We start from the raw sequence: 18,600 nt of genomic DNA, 5'->3' as shown, positions 1-18,600 counted from the left end.
AGGAAATCATCGTTCTTTTTTCATGTCTTAGGAATTAGTTTTTTCCCAGACACTTTTCTTTATTAACTATTAATTAGTCTTCCTTTTTGTCTTCAGCCTTAGCTTCGTCTTCCTTAACCTTTTCTTCTACCTTTGGAGAAATGTCGAAGATTGCTTTGCCGTTCAAGTACAAGTGCTTGTCGTCAGCAGTAAATTCAACCTTCTTAGTGTCAGGTTCTCTTAAGATCAACTTAGCAGCTGGAGTTTCAAGGTTTTGTTCAACAACTCTTCTAAGTGGACGAGCACCGAACTTCTTGTCGTAACCCTTTTCTGCCAAGAATGCCTTAGCTTTGTCTGAAACTTCAACAGTTACACCCTTCTTAGCAAGTACGTGAGACATCTTCTTCAAGTAAATGTTGATAATCTTGCCCATGTCTTGTTCAGTAAGTGAGTTGAATGGAACGATTGCGTCCAAACGGTTCAAGAATTCAGGTCTGAAGTAGTTTTCAAGAGCTGAGATTAACTTGTCTTGGTCAACCTTGCCGTCTTCAAGAAGCTTGTCTGAGAAGCCTGCGTTTGAAGTCATAATCAAGATAGTGTCTTTGAATGAAACGGTTCTGCCTTGTGCGTCAGTCAAACGACCGTCATCCATAATTTGGAGAAGTGCGTTAAAGACTTGTGGGTTAGCCTTTTCAATTTCGTCAAACAAAATCAATGAGTATGGTTGGTGACGAACTTTTTCAGTTAATTGACCACCTTCACCGTAGCCTACGTAGCCTGGTGCAGAACCGATTAACTTGTTAACAGCCATCTCGTCTTGGTATTCACTCATGTCCAAACGGATCAAGTGATCTTTGTTACCAAATAATTGGATAGCTAATTGTTTAGCAAGTTCAGTCTTACCAACACCAGTAGGACCAGTAAGTAAGAATGAACCAGTAGGACGATCGCTGTCTTTGAAGATTTGCTTACGAGCAATAGCGTCAGTAATTACGTCAATAGCTCTATCTTGGTCAATAACGTTCTTCTTCAACTTCTTAGCCAAGTCTAAGTTCTTTTGAGCTTCATCTGCGTGAAGTTCGCTCATAGGAATCTTAGTCTTTTGTTCAATAATTGCGTAGATGTCTTTTTCAGTTACTTCTGGAGTATTCTTGGTATCTACGTTCTTTAATTGCTTTTCAAGTTCAGCAATCTTGTTCTTAATTTCGCTAGCCTTGTCGTAGTCTTCAGCCTTAGCAGCTTCTGACTTCTTAGCTTCAAGAGCATTGATTTGATTCTTCAAGCTCTTTTCATCAGTTGGTTGTACAAGCAAAGCCTTCTTAGCACCAGCTTCATCCATCAAGTCAATGGCCTTGTCTGGTAAGTAACGACCTTGAATGTATCTTTCTGATAATTCAACAGCTAGTTTAAGACTGTCATCACTGTATTTTACGTGGTGGTAATCTTCGTACTTCTTCTTTAAGCCTTCCAAAATCTTGATAGCTACATCTGTAGTTGGTTCAGGAACTTGAACAGCTTGGAATCTACGTGATAAAGCTGGGTCCTTTTCAATTCTTTGGAATTCGCTTGTAGTAGTAGCACCGATTAACTTCAAGTCACCGCTTGCAAGAGCTGGCTTCAAGATGTTAGCAGCGTCACCATTGTTGTTTTCTGAATCAGTTGAACCAGCACCAACAATGTTGTGCAATTCATCGATGAATAAAACAATGTTAGGATCACTCTTGGCCTTGTCGATAACCTTCTTTAATCTTTCTTCAAAGCTACCACGAAGACTTGAACCAGCAACCATGTCATTGATGTTTACTGAAATAATGTGCATGTTAGCCATCTTAGCTGGCACATTGCCTGAAGCAATTCTTTCAGCTAAACCTTCTACAATAGAAGTCTTACCAACACCAGCAGGTCCGATTAATACAGGATTATTCTTCTTACGTCTTGATAAAATTTCAATAACGTTATCAATTTGTTCGTCACGACCAATAACTGGGTCAAAATTATTCTTCTTTGCTTCTTCAACTAAATCTACGCCAATTGGTTTTTCATTTGGTTGTTGTGGGGTTTGTTGAATGGTTTGAGGAGCTGAACTCATATTGCTTGAGTAATTAATAGGAATTGAACCTGAATTACCGTTGCCACTTCTTCTGCCAAAGTCGTCATTAAAGAATGAGCTGTTCAATTCGTTAAATAAGTTGTCAAAATCATTGTCAAAGTATGCCATATCTGCAAACACTCCCATCATAAACTTGATTTTTAGCACTCAAAGCATTTAAGTGCTAATTCATTACATTTATAAGTATAGCAGGTTATCCACAGATTGCAAGCATAGATTTAAAAGTTTTCCACATTTTTCTTTTAATTTGTGATGTTAATCTAAAAAAGTAATAAAATCGTTGATATATAAGTGTTTATATTGCTTCACAATATATAAAGATTTTATTAAGAAGGATGAAATTATACGCTTAAAGGATTATTGGGTGTAAAAGTTTTCCACAGGATGAATGTTAATCCTGCTCATTTTGTCCATTTTTATCGTTATCTGACTTTTTTCCTTGTCGCGATATTACTTGATTATTCTTATTCTTAATTGGTTCTAATAAATATTGTTGAATAACCTGGACTACTTGTTGATTTTGAGGCAAATCAGAGTGATCAGCCTTATCACCAGTGATTGTCATCGCAGTATAACTCTTTACTTGCTTTTGAAAAATATACTTTCCTGCTGCAACGCTAGCTTCTGGGACGATCCCATCTGACTCATAATTTTTGCCTCCAGATACAGAATACACCACTAAGCTCTTAGGGAGTCTATTTTTGCACTTAATAAAATCTTCCAGCATTTGCGTTTTATGGTTCATATTCTTTTCGCTAAAATTATACGGCGTCCCTACTGTCATTAAACGCTTCATGGTAATTTCATCCGAATAAGTTGAATAATAGTGTTCTAGCCAGTATGTCCAAATTAAACCACCATTAGAATGGCCAAAGGCCTTAAAATTATTAAATTTATAGTCCCATGAAATAGCTTCAAAGGCTTCATCTAACCATCCTGCTTGTTTTTTGATATTGCTATAACCATCTTTATTGTTTTTAAAGCCAATAATAATAAACGGCTCATTATCATTTTTATTAATTGAGCCCGAATACGACAGATTACCATTAGTTGAAACGTTGATTTTCAACACGCTATGTTTAGTTGGAGTGTTTTGATTTAATAATTTAACCAACTCATTAAAACGTTCAGTAGTCGCACTGGATCCAGGCACCATGATTACCGGTGACAAGGCAGATTTCATTCTTTGTGCACGAGCTTGGTTATCTTTTTCCATCCATTTATAACCAGGAATAGCGAAAACCATAACTACTAATAAAACAAGGGCAATCCATTTTAAATTAGGATTTTTAAGCAGTTTGTTGGCCTTTTTCATATTCATAAGCTTTAAGTTTCCTTTCTATCCTTTGTCCCAATAACGAAATAGGTATTAACATCAAAATATCTAAAATAAATAAACAAATAGAAAAGACTAAATTACTCCAGTTGCCGTTAGAACCGAAAAACGAAATAAGAATTCCTGGGGTCCCTTTTAATACTGGATAAACACATGGTGTAATAATATGAAGAAAAATTGCTAATGAAGCAATCATGATGTTAATTACAGGGATCAATACCATAGGTAAAAAGAGCACGGGGGTTAAAATAATTGGCATCCCTATCATGAACCCCCACGTAGAGTTAAATGCTGCAGGCAATAAATTAGCCTTGGCAATATTCTCTGTCTCTTTATTTTGATGTGACAATAAAATGATTACTATTAATGCTAAAACAACGCTAGCACCGCCCATTGCACCGTAAGGATAAACAAGCGAACTACCTAAAAACTTATAAGGAACATTCCATGAACTGCCATGTTTTAATGCATAATCGAGGTTAACAGTAGCTGTCCCGCTTGTAAGTGCTGCAGCCGTAGATAAAGAAGTTAAAGGATAGCCAATCCCAATCCAACTAAGCAGCATAACGACAAACGCCAATGCAATAATTTCAAATATATTGTTGGAATTTTGAATTTGAATAACCAATTCTTTAAAAGTACTGGAGCTCAATATCTTGATTTGCAATTCATAAATAATAATCCCCAAAATCATCCCCGCAATAATAGATACAGATGCAGGCAAAAGCGCATTCCAGGCCCGAGTTCTAACTCGGTGAACATGTTCAAATTCTACAGGCTGGTGATTTTTACCTAACCAATGGAAAATTTCACCAACTGCATATCCCACTAGTAACGCAAGTAACAAAGCATTAATTTGCAATACACTAGATGAAAACATTGACTTATTACTAAGCTTATTTCCCACATTACTTGCATACGCACAAAACATAATTATCATTACTGCAGTCATACCGGCTAACGTAGAATCTTTATGATATAAACGTGCTGTATAACGTGCCGCAAAATATGCCGCATATAAACCAAATAATCCAAAAGTTACCCGCACAAAGCCGTTACAAATAAATGAACCGGCATACCATATTTTGTCGGACATAGTTGAATCAAAATTCAGGATATTATAAATAAAACTGTCTGGTGAAAAAACAGCATCACGTAGCAACTTAAAATAAGAACCAATAATTGCAATTGGCATCAGCATCCCCAAAGTTCGCTGAAAAATTCTAAATATTGGTAATCTTCTTATGATAAGAATAAAGTTGGTTATTCTCTCTCCCATGGCTTTTCCCTTTACCTATATTCAATAAATATGATTGAATGAGTTTATATTAATCACATTATACAATGATGCTAGGAAGTTGATAATTATGGCCTATATAGAATTAAAAAATAATACTAAAATTTATCAATCTGGGGATGCAACTATTTACGCCAATAAAGATATTACTTTTTCTATTAATAAGGGAGAATTAGTAGTTATCTTAGGCTCTTCAGGAGTAGGCAAATCCACACTGCTCAATATTCTAGGCGGAATGGAACCTAATACAAGCGGTGATGTGATCGTCGCAGGCAAAAACATTGCATCTTATAACGCCAAACAATTAATAACTTACCGCAGAAATTATGTGGGATTTGTCTTTCAATTCTATAATTTAATCCCTAATCTAACTGCAAAAAAAAACGTAGAACTGGCTGCGCAAATCGTGCCTGATGCAATGAATCCAGATGAGGCTTTAAGAGAAGTAGACTTATCTGATAGAGAGCAAAATTTTCCCGCTCAATTATCTGGTGGTGAACAACAACGTGTCGCTATTGCTCGTGCTATTGCGAAAAAGCCAGAGCTATTATTGTGTGATGAGCCAACAGGAGCACTCGATTACAAAACCGGTAAACAGATTTTAAAAATTCTACAAGACATGAGCCGAAAAAATGGCTCCACTGTGCTCATCGTTACCCATAACGCCGCTATTGCACCAATTGCGGATAAAGTAATTCGTATTCGTGACGGTAGCATTCAAAAGATTGAAACTAATGATCAGCCTGCGGATATCAGCAGCATTGAATGGTAGGTGTTGATAATGCACAAATCAATTTTATGGAAGGACGCTTTCCAAGCCATAACGCATTCGCTTGGTCGTTATATCGCAATTATCTTACTAATTGGTTTAGGTACTTTTGCCTTCGTAGGACTAAAAATAGCCGGCCCCGATATGCGTGCAACAGGTGCGGACTTTTTTACTAAGCACAATTTAGCCGATGTCACCGTTAGTTCCAACTACGGAATTAATTCAACTGATCGAGCAACCATTCAAAATCTCCCTGAAATTAAGCAGGCTACCTTTGGCTATCTGCAAGATGTAAAAGTCAAAAATAAGCAAGATGTCTTGCGGGTATTCTCTCAGTCAAATAATCTCTCAAGCTATGAATTAAGGGCCATTTCCCAGAAAACAATAAAGAAATTGCTCTTTCTTATTTGCTAAAAAATAAGTATCACATCGGAGAAAAAATCAGTTTCGTCAAACCAGGAATCCTAAAGAATAAAACATATAAAATTGTCGGCTTTGTTAAATCAAGCGAATTTTTGGATAAAACACAATTCGGTCAGACCAATATCGGCAATGGTCGACTAAGTGGATTCGCTGTAACAACGCATAATGCGTTCGCTTCACCTGTGTATCAAGTTTCACGTGTAACTTTTAAAAACACCGCTAATCTGAGCCCATTTAGTGTCACTTATCGCAATCGCGTTTACCATGATCAAAACAAATTGCAGAAGGCTTTAAACAAGAATAGACAAGACAAATACGATAAATACGTTCAGCTATATCAAAAACAATATCAAAAGAAGGCCGCTGAGCAATTAATCAAAAAAGGCATCCCTATTACGCCTGAGCAAATTGAGGTACCTAAAAATAAAATCCAAATCGATTATCCTAGCTATACCATTAACAGTCGTGAGAAAAGCCAAGGGTATTCATCCTATCGTGCTGATTCTGAGCGAGTCGAAGTTTTAGCCAACGTCTTCCCTGTCTTTTTGTTTGCCGTTGCTGCATTGGTCAGTTTGACTACCATGATGCGTTTCGTAGAAGAAGAACGTACTAATATTGGAACATTTAAGGCACTCGGTTATAGCAACGCTAGCATTGCGCTCAAGTTCTTGCTTTACAGCACTTCTGCGGCAATTTTAGGCGTGATCTTAGGTGCTAGCTTAGGTTATACTTTCTTGCCTAACATGATTATCAAGGCTTACCTAGCTAGTTCCACATTGGGAAGTGATTACCAGCTTAACTTTGCTTGGTGGCCATTGCTTATTTCGTTAATTATCGCACTACTTGCTACTACTGCTGTTTCTATGTTGACGCTTTATCAAACTCTAAAAGAAAAGCCAGCAGCATTGCTTTACCTAAACCACCTAAAAATGGTTCTCGTATTTTACTGGAACACATCCCCTGGTTATGGAAACACATGAGTTTTTCTGTCAAAGTTACTGCACGAAACATCTTCCGCTACAAGAGTAGAATGTTAATGACCATTTTTGGCGTAGCAGGTTGTACAGGCTTGCTAGGCATGGGATTCGGCATTCGTGATTCTCTTCAGGGAATTGGCAATATTCAATATTCCGCTGTCCAAAAAAATGACATCATTGCTTTAAAGAGCAAACATGTTACTAAAAAAGAGCAGCACGAATTAGATAGCATTTTTAAAGAAAAAGATATTACACAAACAAATGCCGTGCAGTATCAGCAATTAACCAAGCATCTTAATCAAAGCGGTTCAACTGAAAACATCATGATGATTACACCAGAATCAGCCGCTAATTTTAGGAAATCAATCAATTTAAGAGAAAGGCAAAGTAAAAAGAAACTCACTTTGCCTGACGATGGCGTAATTATTTCTGAAAAATTAGCTACCTTGTTAAACGCCAGGAAAGGCTCAACTATTTCTCTAAAAAACAGCGCTGGAAAAACTTACCGCTTTAAAGTTAAAGGAATTTGTGAAATGTATTTGGGGCATTACGTCTTTATGAATCAAAAAGAATACGCCCGCGCTACTGGTCAAAAATACGCTGCGAATGCCTATCTCGTTACTATGAGAAGTCATGAACCGCAAGAAGTTAATCGTATTAGCAGGAAGTTAGTCAAAACGGCCGCAATTGAAACAGTGATTTCCAATTCTTCGAATAGAAAAATATTAGGCAGCTACACCGGTAGTCTGAACGAAGTTATCTTTATTTTGATTTCAGGGATGCTCGCCATTGTCGTTATCTACAATTTGACCAACATCAACGTTGCAGAAAGAATTCGGGAGCTGGCTACTATCAAGGTGTTGGGATTTTATGACAATGAAGCTACCATGTATATCTATCGGGAGACTATTATTCTCTCTGCATTAGGAATTATTGTTGGCTTTGGTTTCGGTTGGTGGCTGCACCACTTCATTATCACCAGCTTGCCGCCAGATGCCGCAATGTTTGATCCAAATATGTATCCATTTAACTTTGTATTCTCCGCATTGATTCCAGCAATCATTACTGCTGCCTTAGCAGTTGTAGTTCACCACAAGATTAAAAAGATCAATATGCTGGATGCTTTATCATCAATTGATTAGCAAGCATTATGCTATAATGCCTTTATAGAAAAGGGTGGGAACAATTATGCCAAGAAAACACTTTGAATTAAATAGCGATATTGCTAAATTAATCGACAAATATAACGAAATTAACGATACTGACTTTAATGACTTAGTTAATACAGCATTGAGATTCTATCTCGTTAACCAAATGAGCTATAAAGACGTTCAAGAGGCTTTGAAAGAAGCTGATGTTGAAACGTCAAGATACGTTGATGAAGCAATGCGTTCCAGCATGGGCGACATCAATCGTAACTATTAAAACTACTAAAAAAGGCGGCAGGAAAACCTGCTGCCTTTTTTAATGATAATGTTTATAACGGTAATAACGATAGCCGATTTTTTTACCAAAAATTTCTTGGGAAATACCCATTAAGTTCGAAATTAATACGTATAATCCTAAAAAGATTAAACCAAAAATTGCTAAGTAAATAAAACTCCCCACTCGTCCTAAATGATTAAAGTGATTTCCTATCAGCAATTGATAAATAAACAAGATAACTATATAAATCTCATTAGTAACCACAATTGGCAATAAGCTAGTAAGACGAATGCCATAGGTCTTGTTAAGTTTATGATAGCTAAGCCAAATTACAATCAAAAATGAAATGTCCGTAGATAAAATTGCACCGTCCGCATTCATAAACATAGTCATTGGGACTTGCAAGATCACTTTAAACACAACGCCCCAAACCATGTAAATCACGGCTAGTTTATTCATATTCAAAGCAAGCAGTAGAGTCAACGAATTCATTACTAGTCCAGCTAACAAACTCTGGACAATATTTTCAACTAGATAATATGCGCCGAGACTATCATGAGAAAAAAGCACCGTATAAATTGGTGATGCCGCAAATGCACCTAATGCTACTACTGGTAATAATACAAATAAAAGTAAACGGTAGTTTTCTAACAATAATTTTTTAATGCTTTCTTGTCGATCCTTACTCTTAAACTTAAGTCCAGCTAATAATGGCAAACTTGTTTCAGATACAGCCGTCGCTAAAGAAATAATTACCGTAGTAATCTTGCTAGGATTAGCTGAAAAAATCGTATAAATATAGCTAACGTAAGTGCTGCTGAGATGATTAAAATTAATCAATACCTGCTTGAACAATAATTGATCTACTAATTGAGTAACGGTAATAAAAGAACCTAATAAAACAAAAGGTATAGAAGCATACCACAGATTAAGCAAGCTTCGTGTTACGTTGTTTAAAGCACGCTCTTCGCTATTTTCAAGAAGCTGCTTATAATGACCCCACCGCTTGCGTAAATACGCAAAGAGGTACAAATAACTAGCAATAGCGCCAACACAAGCACCGAAAACGCTAAAATAAACTGCGATTACGTAATTATGATGAAAAACCTCAATAACTAAAAGGGTTGCCAACAAAATAAAGAGAATCCGCGCAAATTGTTCCCATAATTGGGAAATTCCGTATGGCTTCATATCATTATTTCCTTGAAACCATCCTCTTACCATACTCATTGATGGCAAAATAATTACGGCTGGAACTAAAACACGAATTGAAATCGTTGCACTAGCTACAGAATCAACCGGACTGTTTTTAGCAATGATTGGTGCAGTTACATATAGCAAAATTCCGCAGGCTAACCCCATTACTAACATGATAATGAGTCCCAGCTTGGTAATATACAAACTATCTTTATATCTATTTTGCGAATTTAATTGTGATACTTCCCGGGCAATAACTGAAGGAAGCCCCGCGGTTCCGACAGATAAAAATAATGCATAAGGCGTGTACGAAGAATTAAACAGAGCTTGCGCATTCAATTGGTTGTGATAGCTCCCCAACATAATCAACCAAGGAATTAAATATACAACTCCTAGAATTCTCGATACGATACTACCAAACGATAGCCAAAACGAACCCGATAGGATCTTTTTATTCAACAGTAAAACCTCAAATCTACGTTATCTCATTGTGCCTCATTAATTATACGTGGATTTTTTCATTTTTGGGAACAAAGGGGCTTCTTTTTAGAGAAATTTAGTCGAGAAATAATACAAATTGGTTACATTAGTTACCATATTATTACCTACAGTTTAATTTATCGTTAGGAGGCTTGACCCGCCTCAGAATAATCATTATGATTGAAATGTTTCTATGTGAAAGTTACTGATTATTTATAATTCTATTAATAAAAAAATCATGGGGGATTTACGTTGTTTTTTAAGAAGAGATTTATTACTAAATTAGCATGCGTTGCTATTTTTTTAACTACAGGTATCGCTGCGGTAAAGGCTCAAGCTCCACAAACTGTGCAAGCTTCAACTACTTCCGTAGCTGCACGTTCACTTGGGATTGACGTTGCTAGTTACCAAAGTGCTGACTTGTCTGCTCACGCTAGATCTGGCGCTAAGTTTGCTGTAGTTAAGGTTAGTGAAGGTACAGGCTACAGAAACCCTAAGGCTAGTGGTCAAGTTGCTAGCGCACGTCGTCAAAACATGATGCCAATGGGCTACCACTTCGCTACTTTCAGTGCAAGCACTTCAGCTGCTAAGCGTGAAGCAAATTATGCTATTGCATCAGCCAAGGCTGTAGGTCTTAACCCAGGTTCATACCTTGCTTGTGATTATGAATCAGGCGATGGTAACAACATCAACATGGGTAAGAACCCTACTGCTAACGCAATTATTGCTTTCATGAAGAAAGTTAAGGATGCTGGTTACAAGCCACTTCTTTACGCTAGTTCATCTGTATTGAGAAACAACATTAACACTAACAAAGTAGTTAATGCATTTCCTAACAGTTTATGGGTTGCTTCATACGCTATTTCAGGTCGTATCGACAATCCTAACTTTAACTACTTCCCATCAATGAACGGTGTTTCAATTTGGCAATTTACTGATAACTGGCGTGGCCTTAACGTAGACGGTAACATCAACGTTTTGCCACTTTCATCATCAGGTAATGCAGTTTCTCAAGCTCCTAAGAAGAATACCGGTAAGGCTCGTGTATTGAAGCACAACGCTTATGTTTACGATAAGAACGGCAAGCGTAAGAAGCACAAGGTCTTGAAGAAGAACCATTCTGTTACTGTTCACGGTAAGAAGACTATTCATGGTAAAAAGTACTACAAGATTGGCAAAAACAAATACATCAAGGCTGCTAACCTTTACTAAAAAATAATTAGCTATCAAAAAATGCACCAGGTAAAAACTTACCTGATGCATTTTATTTTGCTTTTTTTACTTTAAGAACTTATCGCCTGCAATGTGACGGTAAAAGTTTGCTTTAGCAGTTTGGTAATATGGAGTAACCCATAAATAGCCAATTCCGCAGGTTATGGCGGCCAAAATGTTCCAGCCTAGGAAACTTAAGTCAAAGATAAACAAAGCCATCTTGTGGCCCTTCATGAGCTCCTTGCTGGCATTAATTCCGTCAGTTGCACTGACTTGCTTACCGCTGGCTACCATGTCCTTCACGATATACGGTGTCATGGAATAAGAATAAGCCTTGATAATACCTGGGATAATCAAAAGCCAAGTCCATAAGAATGTAAAAATAGAAACCAGCACGAAATTAATCAATTCTGGACCAAAGCGATTCTCAGTAAAGACTGAAAATGCAGCCATATATGGTTTTTCTTCTTTTTGATCGTCTCTTAATTCTAGAAATGCAATGTTTCTACTCAAACCAATGAAACTACCGATCCAAAGGAGAATTGATCCAATTGGACTAGCAAATTGGTAGAAAATATTGGTTCCGTCATAATTTATGTAAGTTTCATCTAACCAGTGACCAGCGCCAGTAAAAATGCCAACGATAATTGCGGTAATCAAGAAGACAATTATTGCCCAGCCCCAATTTCCACGTAAGTATTGCTTGGCATTGTCTTTTAATTCTTTTCTTGTAACAGCCATTTTCCCACTCTTTCTATATCAGTTACATAATTAGTGTCACCTAAACGTAGATTATAGTCAATAAAAAATGGTATCAAAAAAAGCCTAATTCCACCAACACGGAACTAGGCTCACACAGTGTTGACCGCCGTCTCTGACCACATATAGAAGATAACATTTTCGCTACCGGAGAAAATGACTACTACTAGCGGCGGTACATGAAAATTCTAGCATTCAAAAATATAAAAAACAAGCAAAATGACACGGATTGATACAGATTGTTATTTTGATAGTTATAATCCACAAATAATTGCGATAATACCAAAGATAATTTGTAATACTGCTATTGCAAGATGACCTGCGTTTTTACCTTCTTTGAGGGGATGCTCAGCATTAATAGATTTGTGAATTTGCCAAGCGTTATAAATTCCGATAATTGTTACAAAAATTCCTGCAACAATTGCAGTCCACTTATAGATAGCACCATTATTGGCATTGCCAGCAGACCATAAGATGATTAGCCCAATGCCTATGATAATTAAAGCATAACCGATTCTTCTACTATTGCGTCCAACGTTGGCAGCATTATATCCTTTATTGCCAGCAGTTTGCTTCATAACAGAATTACTAATTAAAATTTGAACAATACCCATTATTGCAATAAAAACAAATACACCATATGTAACTAAAGTTGCCATAATATTCGCGCTTTCCAATTAAATCGCTTTCATAATTCACTTACATACGCAAAAAAGACGAGGCTCAACGCCTCGTCTTTTCTCTTTAATTAAAGTGCAGCATTATCGACATAATGCGGTTTACTTTCTTTTTAATCTTACCAAATTCGCCATGAGTAGTGTGATTATCCTGAATAATAATCATGTCCTTAGCACCTTTGGTAGTACGCAAGAAGGTGTAATAACCTTCACCAGCACCATTAGCTGCCTTGTACTTCTTCAAGTTATAAAAACCACCATTGTAGTATGACGGTGCCTTACCCTTGAAAAGCACTTTTCTGCTTTCTTTAGTCAGTAATTTACCATGTAGGATATACTCAATCGTTTTTGCTAAATCAGCATTAGACATCACAATAGAGCCTGCACCTAATTCATTATGTGCATCCTTCACAGCCTGATCATGATCAACTCTCATGAATTGACCAGAACTTCTTTCGTAGCCTGGAACCCAGCCTGCAGATTTCAACTTAGTCATGCTTGACCATAAAAATTCGGTTTGCTTTAACTTAAGCGGCTTGATGTAAGTCTCACGGAATAGCTTTTCATAAGACTTATGTTCAAGCTTAGACAAGATACCACAAAGGTAAATGTAGTTTACAGCTGTATAATGCCACTTGCCTAACTTTCTACCGTCAAACACAGTGTATTTTGCATCGTGAGCAATATTGGCTTCATCTGAAATAAATTCCGGTGTCCCCAATTGTTGATCAGTTTCTAGATCTAATCCAGAAGTCATGGTTAACAAGTTGCTAATCTTGACATTATCTGCACCATCTACGTTAGGGTAAAACTTAGAAAGTGGATCATCTAAACTCAGCTTTCCCTTTTGTACCTCACGCATGACCATCGCAGCAGTCATTGATTTTTGCACTGAATTAATCAAATAACTAGTGTCAGTACTATTATTTGTAGCGTACTCAAGTAAAGGTTTTCTGTTGCTTGTTACCAAGACAGATCCTTTAATGCCTAAACGATCAATAGCCTGGCGCACTACTTTGCTTTTAAACTGTTCTTATTAGTCAAATCGACGCTCTTAACATCGTCTTTATTCTGCCACTTCTTGGAGTAGTAGTAGTTAGACATGTAGTAGTTGTAACGTCTATTTGGTAATTCCATGAATGGTTTAACAGCTTGATCAACTGCAACCCATCCTTTCCAACCTAAGTGAATAGTATCTTCCATGAAGTACTTTTCATTACCACGTTTTGAAAGATCTACTACATTTTCAAAACCTTGGTTAACAAGTTGGTGCTCAATCTTAGCAACAGATTCCTGGTACATCTTTTCTGATAAACCAGTGTATTTCATCCATTTTCCGTTAATTGGAGGAATAATGAACAATACATTAGTATGTTGCTTAGCAAATTGTTCCAGCATTAATTGGAAGTCACCATATTCAACTGAGTGAACATAGTCGAAATTACGTTGACTACCCTTCAAACGCTTCAATACCTTCTTAGGCAAACGAGTTCTATAGAAAGTATTGTCAATTCCTAAGTTATTTGAATTAGTATGCATTGCAGCTTGTTCTGCAGCGACCTTATTCAAAGCCTTAACAGAGTATGCACTTGGTAAAACTTTAGCTTTCTTTTGAATCTTATTTACACGATCGCGCAATTGGAATGCACTGAAGAAGTTATCTTCATTACTGAGCATTCTACGACGATTGTTTAAGTAAAACTTTTGGAAAGTGGTTAGTTTCTTACCTTCCGCAATTTGCTGAAGACTATTCTTAATTTCGCCCTTAACGTCTGGCATTTCAAGCAAACGCTTAGCAGCGTAACGATCAGTCTTATTATTCTTAGCACTTAACAAGAAATTACATGCTTGAAGTGGTGAATAATACAAAGCAAAGGCATTAGGATCTTGACCCTTTTTGGTAAACCATTGTGGTGAAATAATCACAACAGCCTTTTTATTCTTAAGTTGCTTAGCTGTGCCTTGCATCCCTAAAAACTGAGCCAAAGATTGACTACCTGGACCACCAAGCAAGAATGGACGGTAATTTCTATGATACTTTTCCGCAATTACACTAGGGTGCAATGGATCAAATCTTGATAATTCACTTGAACCATAGAAAGGTACATAGCCGTCATCAAAAGCTTCTTGCTTCATTGTACTGCCCTTAAAGACAGTAGTATTTTGTGAAGCAGCAGCTTCATAGATTGTTTGCTTAGAAAAAGTTCTTTCCCAGGGAATAAGGAATACAACTAATAAAAGGATAAAAGCGCAAATAACTGGGCCAAAAATTTGCCACAGCCGGCGTTTATTACTCATTTTCTAAGCTTTCCACCTTTGCAACAATCTTATTTGGAGTATCCCATTCAGCACGCTTGAATTCTGAAACGGGAACATCAATATCAAACTTTTCTTGTAAGCTCAAAAGCATTTGTACACTTGCCATTGAGTCCATCAAACCATTGTCAAAGATGTTTTCATCCATTTGATCTGATAAATCTTCACCAGTTAAATCGTTTAAAATGTCTAATACGCCTTGTTTAGTGTCCATAATTAATACCTCTATTCAACACAAATACTTAATTAATATCATTCCATATTATATAAGCTTATTTCCAACCGAACCATAGTTGACTAAGAAATCCTGAGAAAATCAAGAAACTGAAGCAAACTACGTTAAAGGTTAAGAAAATGGCGAACCATTCAGTAAACTTGTTAGATGGAATTTGCTTCTTATGCTTTCCCTTAAATCTAAGCCACATATCGTTGATACAAATAGCTGAAGCGTGGAAGATACCATAAACAATATAATACCACGTTAAGCCGTGCCAGAAACCCTGGATTAAGAACAACAGGAAGTAAGAAACTTGTGACAATCTAATTCGATTCTTAAACAATTTTTTCTTCATTGCAAAGAAAGAGAATCGCATATAGATGTAGTCACGGAACCAGAATGACAAAGTCATATGCCAACGATTCCAGAAATCTTTAATGTTCTTAGAAATAAATGGCTTATTGAAGTTCATTGGGGTATGAATACCCATGAAGTATGAAATTGATACGGCAAATAATGAATAACCTGCAAAGTCAAAGAACAAGTACATGCTGTAACAATACATGTAAGCAAGTACCCACCATGAAAGCTTCAAACCACCATTTGCATTGCCGACTGCTAATGCAGAGGCAGTGATCTTTGGTAACCAATAAGTACCAAAGAACCAACCAATAACAAACTTATATAAAAAGCCTTGGAATAAATATCTTACTGCATATTGCAAATCAGTAATATATGCATCCCTTGTAGGAACCTTTTCATAATCCTTCTTAAATCTACGGTAACGATCAATAGGACCTGATGAAATGGTTGGGAAGAAGAGCAAGAATCTTGCATAAGTTACAGGATCTACCTTCTTAATCGCACCATCACGCATTTCCATAATAACTTGAACGGTCTTAAAGGTTACATATGAAATACCTAAGAACCCAATTACAAAGCCGATGGAATTATCAGGAAAAGCAGTTAAATATTTAACTGCAGCTAATGGAATAATTGCCAGAATTACTGCTAAGCTAAATACCCAAGTCTTATTTTTACCGTGATGACGATAATACTGATAAGCAAAGGTCAAAATAAACTCATAAACCAGCCAGATTAATAAGTTAACCCCTTGTTGCCAGTGACTACCATCAAAAATCAAGAATAAGAAAACAATTGAGAAAATTGCTTCATATGTCTTGAAACGATGACCGAAGTATAACCCCAAAATGATTGGGATTAAAGCAATCATCAAATAAATGAAATATTGCGGATTTGAATAAGGTTGTAAGTTAATGAAATTAAAATTCACTACTTATTAACCTCCTTAATAACCGCTTTGATATCTACCTTGCCATTTTGAGAAATTGGCAATTTATCTTGGTAAACAAAACGTTGTGGAATCATGTAAGGCATAACGTTCTTAGCTAAATCTTCACGAATTTCCTTAGTTAAAGCAGCTTCTGAGTGCTGACACGCTACGCCTTCCTTTAATTCGATTTCTGCAACGATTTGCTTAACAGTGTGGTCCTTATTGTATTTAGGTGCCGCAACGCCATAACGAACGTATTTATTCTTAGTTAAGTAGAAGTTGATTTCTTCAAGTTCGATTCTGTAACCATTGAACTTAATTTGGAAGTCAATTCTACCGCGATAAAATAGCATATCGCCATCAAAGAATCCGGCATCCCCACTGCGGTAGCTAGCATACTTTTCGCCATCTTTATGGAAGAAAGCAGCTTCCGTTTTTTCTGGGTTATTCATGTAACCCTTAGAAACGCTAGGACCGTTAATGATAATTTCACCTTCGCCAGGTTTATCACCCTTTGAAGTATCAATTGTAATCTTAGTATCTTCCTTAACTTTACCAATTGGCAAACGGTCATACTTTTCAAGTACTTCGTCAGTAATTTCGACTTGAGTAACAGCAACTGTAGTTTCAGTTGGGCCGTAAGTATTGAAAATATGACTAGTAGGGAATTTCTTCTTAAGCATGTCTGCTTCACTGTGTGGTAATTCTTCTCCACAGAATAAGAAGTGAGTCAAATCTGGGTGATGTTCACTATCAAAAGTCTTATCTAAGAAGCACATTTGTGCAAATGATGGTGTAGATACCCATACGTTGAATTGCATCTTTGGCAAAGTCTGGAATAATTGACCAAAGTTTTGAGTAACATCATGTGGAAGTACCACTAACTTACCAGCAGAAACAAGTGCTGGGTAAAGACTCATAACTGACAAGTCGAAAGAATATGGTGCTTGTGCCAAGAAGCTTGGATTTTCTGGCAAATTGAAGTCTGATAATTCCCAGTTTACGAAACTAAGCAAATTGTCATGACTAATTTGTACACCCTTAGGCTTACCAGTTGTACCTGAAGTAAAGATAATGTAGTAATTATCGTCGCCTTCGACAAAATCGTCTTCATTAACAGTAAAGTCGCCATCTTCAACTTCACTAGCCTTAAGCACTTGAACATCAGACAAATCAACATCTGGCAATGGATCAATTTCCAAAACTATTGGTGATTTTGAAACATCTTGGATCATGGTCAAACGTTCAGCGTTTGAGTAGCTAGCAATTGGAATATATGCGTGACCTGACTTAACACAGCCAAGGAAACTAGCAACCATTTCAAAAGTTTGACCACCCCAGATCATGATTGGAGCATGATCTGGAATATCCATCGCAGCAATCTTGTGTGCCCACGCATTGGAACGCTGCTTAAGTTCGCCATATGTATTGGTTTTACCAAGATAGTCGTAAACAACACGATCTGGTTCTTGTTCAGCTATCTCATCTATTCTCTTAATAACATCTTGAATCATGTAACAGCACCTACCTTAAAATTCGTTATAAATGAAATGAACTGAAGTAAGTCCACTATATTCATACAAATAAATAAGGGCCATCAGGATCCCAAAATAAACAATCGTTTTCAAGACAAACATACCGACGCGTTTGCCTCGAGAATCAATTTTCGATTTCTTATCCATTGTTTCTCCCTCAAGTAATATTTTTGTAACATTTTATTACTTTGTCTTATATTACTACAAATAGCAACAATCAGCGCATCATCGCTATATATTTTAACAAATTTAAACTTTTTCTTAAATTAAGGCTGCATAAAATATACGGAAAGCGTTTTATTATTGCATTTTTTTGCAATTGCGGTATGCGAAGTACAGCGGAATGGCTATAATTACCGCAACAAAAATTAAAGCAAAGATCAATAGTCGCATCATATTTTTAGGATCAGTCCAACGATCGCTTTTTGCCGTGGCCAAAATATACGCTGCAAACAATACGATAATGATTAATTCGCCTAAACAAAACCATGAGTGTAGATTTTGATACAAATACAGATACGTTGTTGCAGGCAGCAGGCAAAACCAGCCCGCAAAACGCAACCAAAAGATTTCCTTTTGACGGTAATTGAGATTCAT

At 36.7% G+C, this 18,600-nt stretch carries 16 protein-coding genes and 1 pseudogene; 4 read left to right on the top strand and 13 right to left on the bottom strand.

Features of this window, described 5'->3' with window-relative positions; all coding sequences use genetic code 11:
• Positions 1–73 precede the first annotated feature (73 nt).
• The 3 genes from CP368_RS04340 to CP368_RS04330 form a co-directional block, all read right to left on the bottom strand.
• Positions 74–2,197, bottom strand: a complete 2,124-nt coding sequence (locus CP368_RS04340; RefSeq protein ID WP_098044406.1) for an ATP-dependent Clp protease ATP-binding subunit — start codon at positions 2,195–2,197, stop codon at positions 74–76.
• A 283-nt stretch (positions 2,198–2,480) separates the two neighbouring features.
• Positions 2,481–3,410: an alpha/beta hydrolase gene (locus CP368_RS04335; RefSeq protein WP_098036461.1), complete on the bottom strand. Its 930-nt coding sequence runs from the start codon at positions 3,408–3,410 to the stop codon at positions 2,481–2,483.
• Positions 3,379–4,704 carry a PTS transporter subunit EIIC gene (locus tag CP368_RS04330; RefSeq protein WP_098045784.1) on the bottom strand — a complete coding sequence of 442 codons (1,326 nt, stop codon included), beginning with the start codon at positions 4,702–4,704 and terminating at the stop codon, positions 3,379–3,381. The genes CP368_RS04335 and CP368_RS04330 overlap by 32 nt, the downstream gene beginning before the upstream one ends.
• Positions 4,705–4,792: 88 nt before the next feature.
• Between CP368_RS04330 and CP368_RS04325 the strand changes: the two genes are divergently transcribed.
• From CP368_RS04325 to CP368_RS04315, 3 genes and pseudogenes are all read left to right on the top strand, one after another.
• Positions 4,793–5,494, top strand: a complete 702-nt coding sequence (locus CP368_RS04325) for an ABC transporter ATP-binding protein (protein ID WP_098045783.1) — start codon at positions 4,793–4,795, stop codon at positions 5,492–5,494.
• A 9-nt stretch (positions 5,495–5,503) separates the two neighbouring features.
• Positions 5,504–8,033 (top strand): annotated as a pseudogene (locus tag CP368_RS04320) (FtsX-like permease family protein).
• Positions 8,034–8,079: 46 nt separating this feature from the next.
• On the top strand, positions 8,080–8,316 hold the full coding sequence (locus CP368_RS04315; protein WP_025005976.1) for a hypothetical protein: 237 nt from the start codon (positions 8,080–8,082) through the stop codon (positions 8,314–8,316).
• 39 nt (positions 8,317–8,355) lie between these two features.
• Here CP368_RS04315 and CP368_RS04310 read toward each other — a convergent pair whose 3' ends face one another.
• Positions 8,356–9,972, bottom strand: a complete 1,617-nt coding sequence (locus tag CP368_RS04310) for a polysaccharide biosynthesis protein (protein WP_087176261.1) — start codon at positions 9,970–9,972, stop codon at positions 8,356–8,358.
• 273 nt (positions 9,973–10,245) lie between these two features.
• Between CP368_RS04310 and CP368_RS04305 the strand changes: the two genes are divergently transcribed.
• Positions 10,246–11,205: a GH25 family lysozyme gene (locus CP368_RS04305; protein WP_098045782.1), complete on the top strand. Its 960-nt coding sequence runs from the start codon at positions 10,246–10,248 to the stop codon at positions 11,203–11,205.
• A 66-nt stretch (positions 11,206–11,271) separates the two neighbouring features.
• On the opposite strand, the gene CP368_RS04300 is transcribed toward CP368_RS04305, so the two are convergent.
• The 9 genes from CP368_RS04300 to CP368_RS04260 form a co-directional block, all read right to left on the bottom strand.
• Entirely contained in the window at positions 11,272–11,946 is a 675-nt protein-coding gene (locus CP368_RS04300) for a DUF975 family protein (protein WP_098043945.1), read from the bottom strand.
• A 272-nt stretch (positions 11,947–12,218) separates the two neighbouring features.
• Positions 12,219–12,623 carry a hypothetical protein gene (locus tag CP368_RS04295; protein WP_025005980.1) on the bottom strand — a complete coding sequence of 135 codons (405 nt, stop codon included), beginning with the start codon at positions 12,621–12,623 and terminating at the stop codon, positions 12,219–12,221.
• An 85-nt stretch (positions 12,624–12,708) separates the two neighbouring features.
• On the bottom strand, positions 12,709–13,653 hold the full coding sequence (locus CP368_RS04290; protein ID WP_098043944.1) for a serine hydrolase: 945 nt from the start codon (positions 13,651–13,653) through the stop codon (positions 12,709–12,711).
• On the bottom strand, positions 13,653–14,939 hold the full coding sequence (gene dltD, locus CP368_RS04285) for a D-alanyl-lipoteichoic acid biosynthesis protein DltD (protein WP_025005982.1): 1,287 nt from the start codon (positions 14,937–14,939) through the stop codon (positions 13,653–13,655). The genes CP368_RS04290 and dltD overlap by 1 nt, the downstream gene beginning before the upstream one ends.
• On the bottom strand, positions 14,932–15,171 hold the full coding sequence (gene dltC, locus CP368_RS04280; RefSeq protein WP_013438765.1) for a D-alanine--poly(phosphoribitol) ligase subunit DltC: 240 nt from the start codon (positions 15,169–15,171) through the stop codon (positions 14,932–14,934). The genes dltD and dltC overlap by 8 nt, the downstream gene beginning before the upstream one ends.
• 58 nt (positions 15,172–15,229) lie before the next feature.
• Complete coding sequence (gene dltB / locus CP368_RS04275) at positions 15,230–16,468, bottom strand: D-alanyl-lipoteichoic acid biosynthesis protein DltB (protein ID WP_098036465.1); 1,239 nt, start codon at positions 16,466–16,468, stop codon at positions 15,230–15,232.
• Positions 16,468–17,982, bottom strand: a complete 1,515-nt coding sequence (gene dltA, locus CP368_RS04270; RefSeq protein WP_098043943.1) for a D-alanine--poly(phosphoribitol) ligase subunit DltA — start codon at positions 17,980–17,982, stop codon at positions 16,468–16,470. The genes dltB and dltA overlap by 1 nt, the downstream gene beginning before the upstream one ends.
• 15 nt (positions 17,983–17,997) lie before the next feature.
• On the bottom strand, positions 17,998–18,150 hold the full coding sequence (locus tag CP368_RS04265; protein WP_025005985.1) for a teichoic acid D-Ala incorporation-associated protein DltX: 153 nt from the start codon (positions 18,148–18,150) through the stop codon (positions 17,998–18,000).
• A gap of 153 nt (positions 18,151–18,303) precedes the next feature.
• Positions 18,304–18,600 (bottom strand): hypothetical protein, encoded by a 297-nt coding sequence (locus CP368_RS04260; RefSeq protein WP_087236089.1) that lies wholly within the window; start codon positions 18,598–18,600, stop codon positions 18,304–18,306.

The sequence above is a fragment of the Lactobacillus sp. UMNPBX17 genome, from assembly GCF_002553735.1.
Classification (GTDB): Bacteria; Bacillota; Bacilli; order Lactobacillales; family Lactobacillaceae; genus Lactobacillus; species Lactobacillus gallinarum.
The sequence above is the reverse complement of the archived record's forward strand: the minus strand, read 5'-3'. Positions and strand labels throughout refer to the sequence as shown.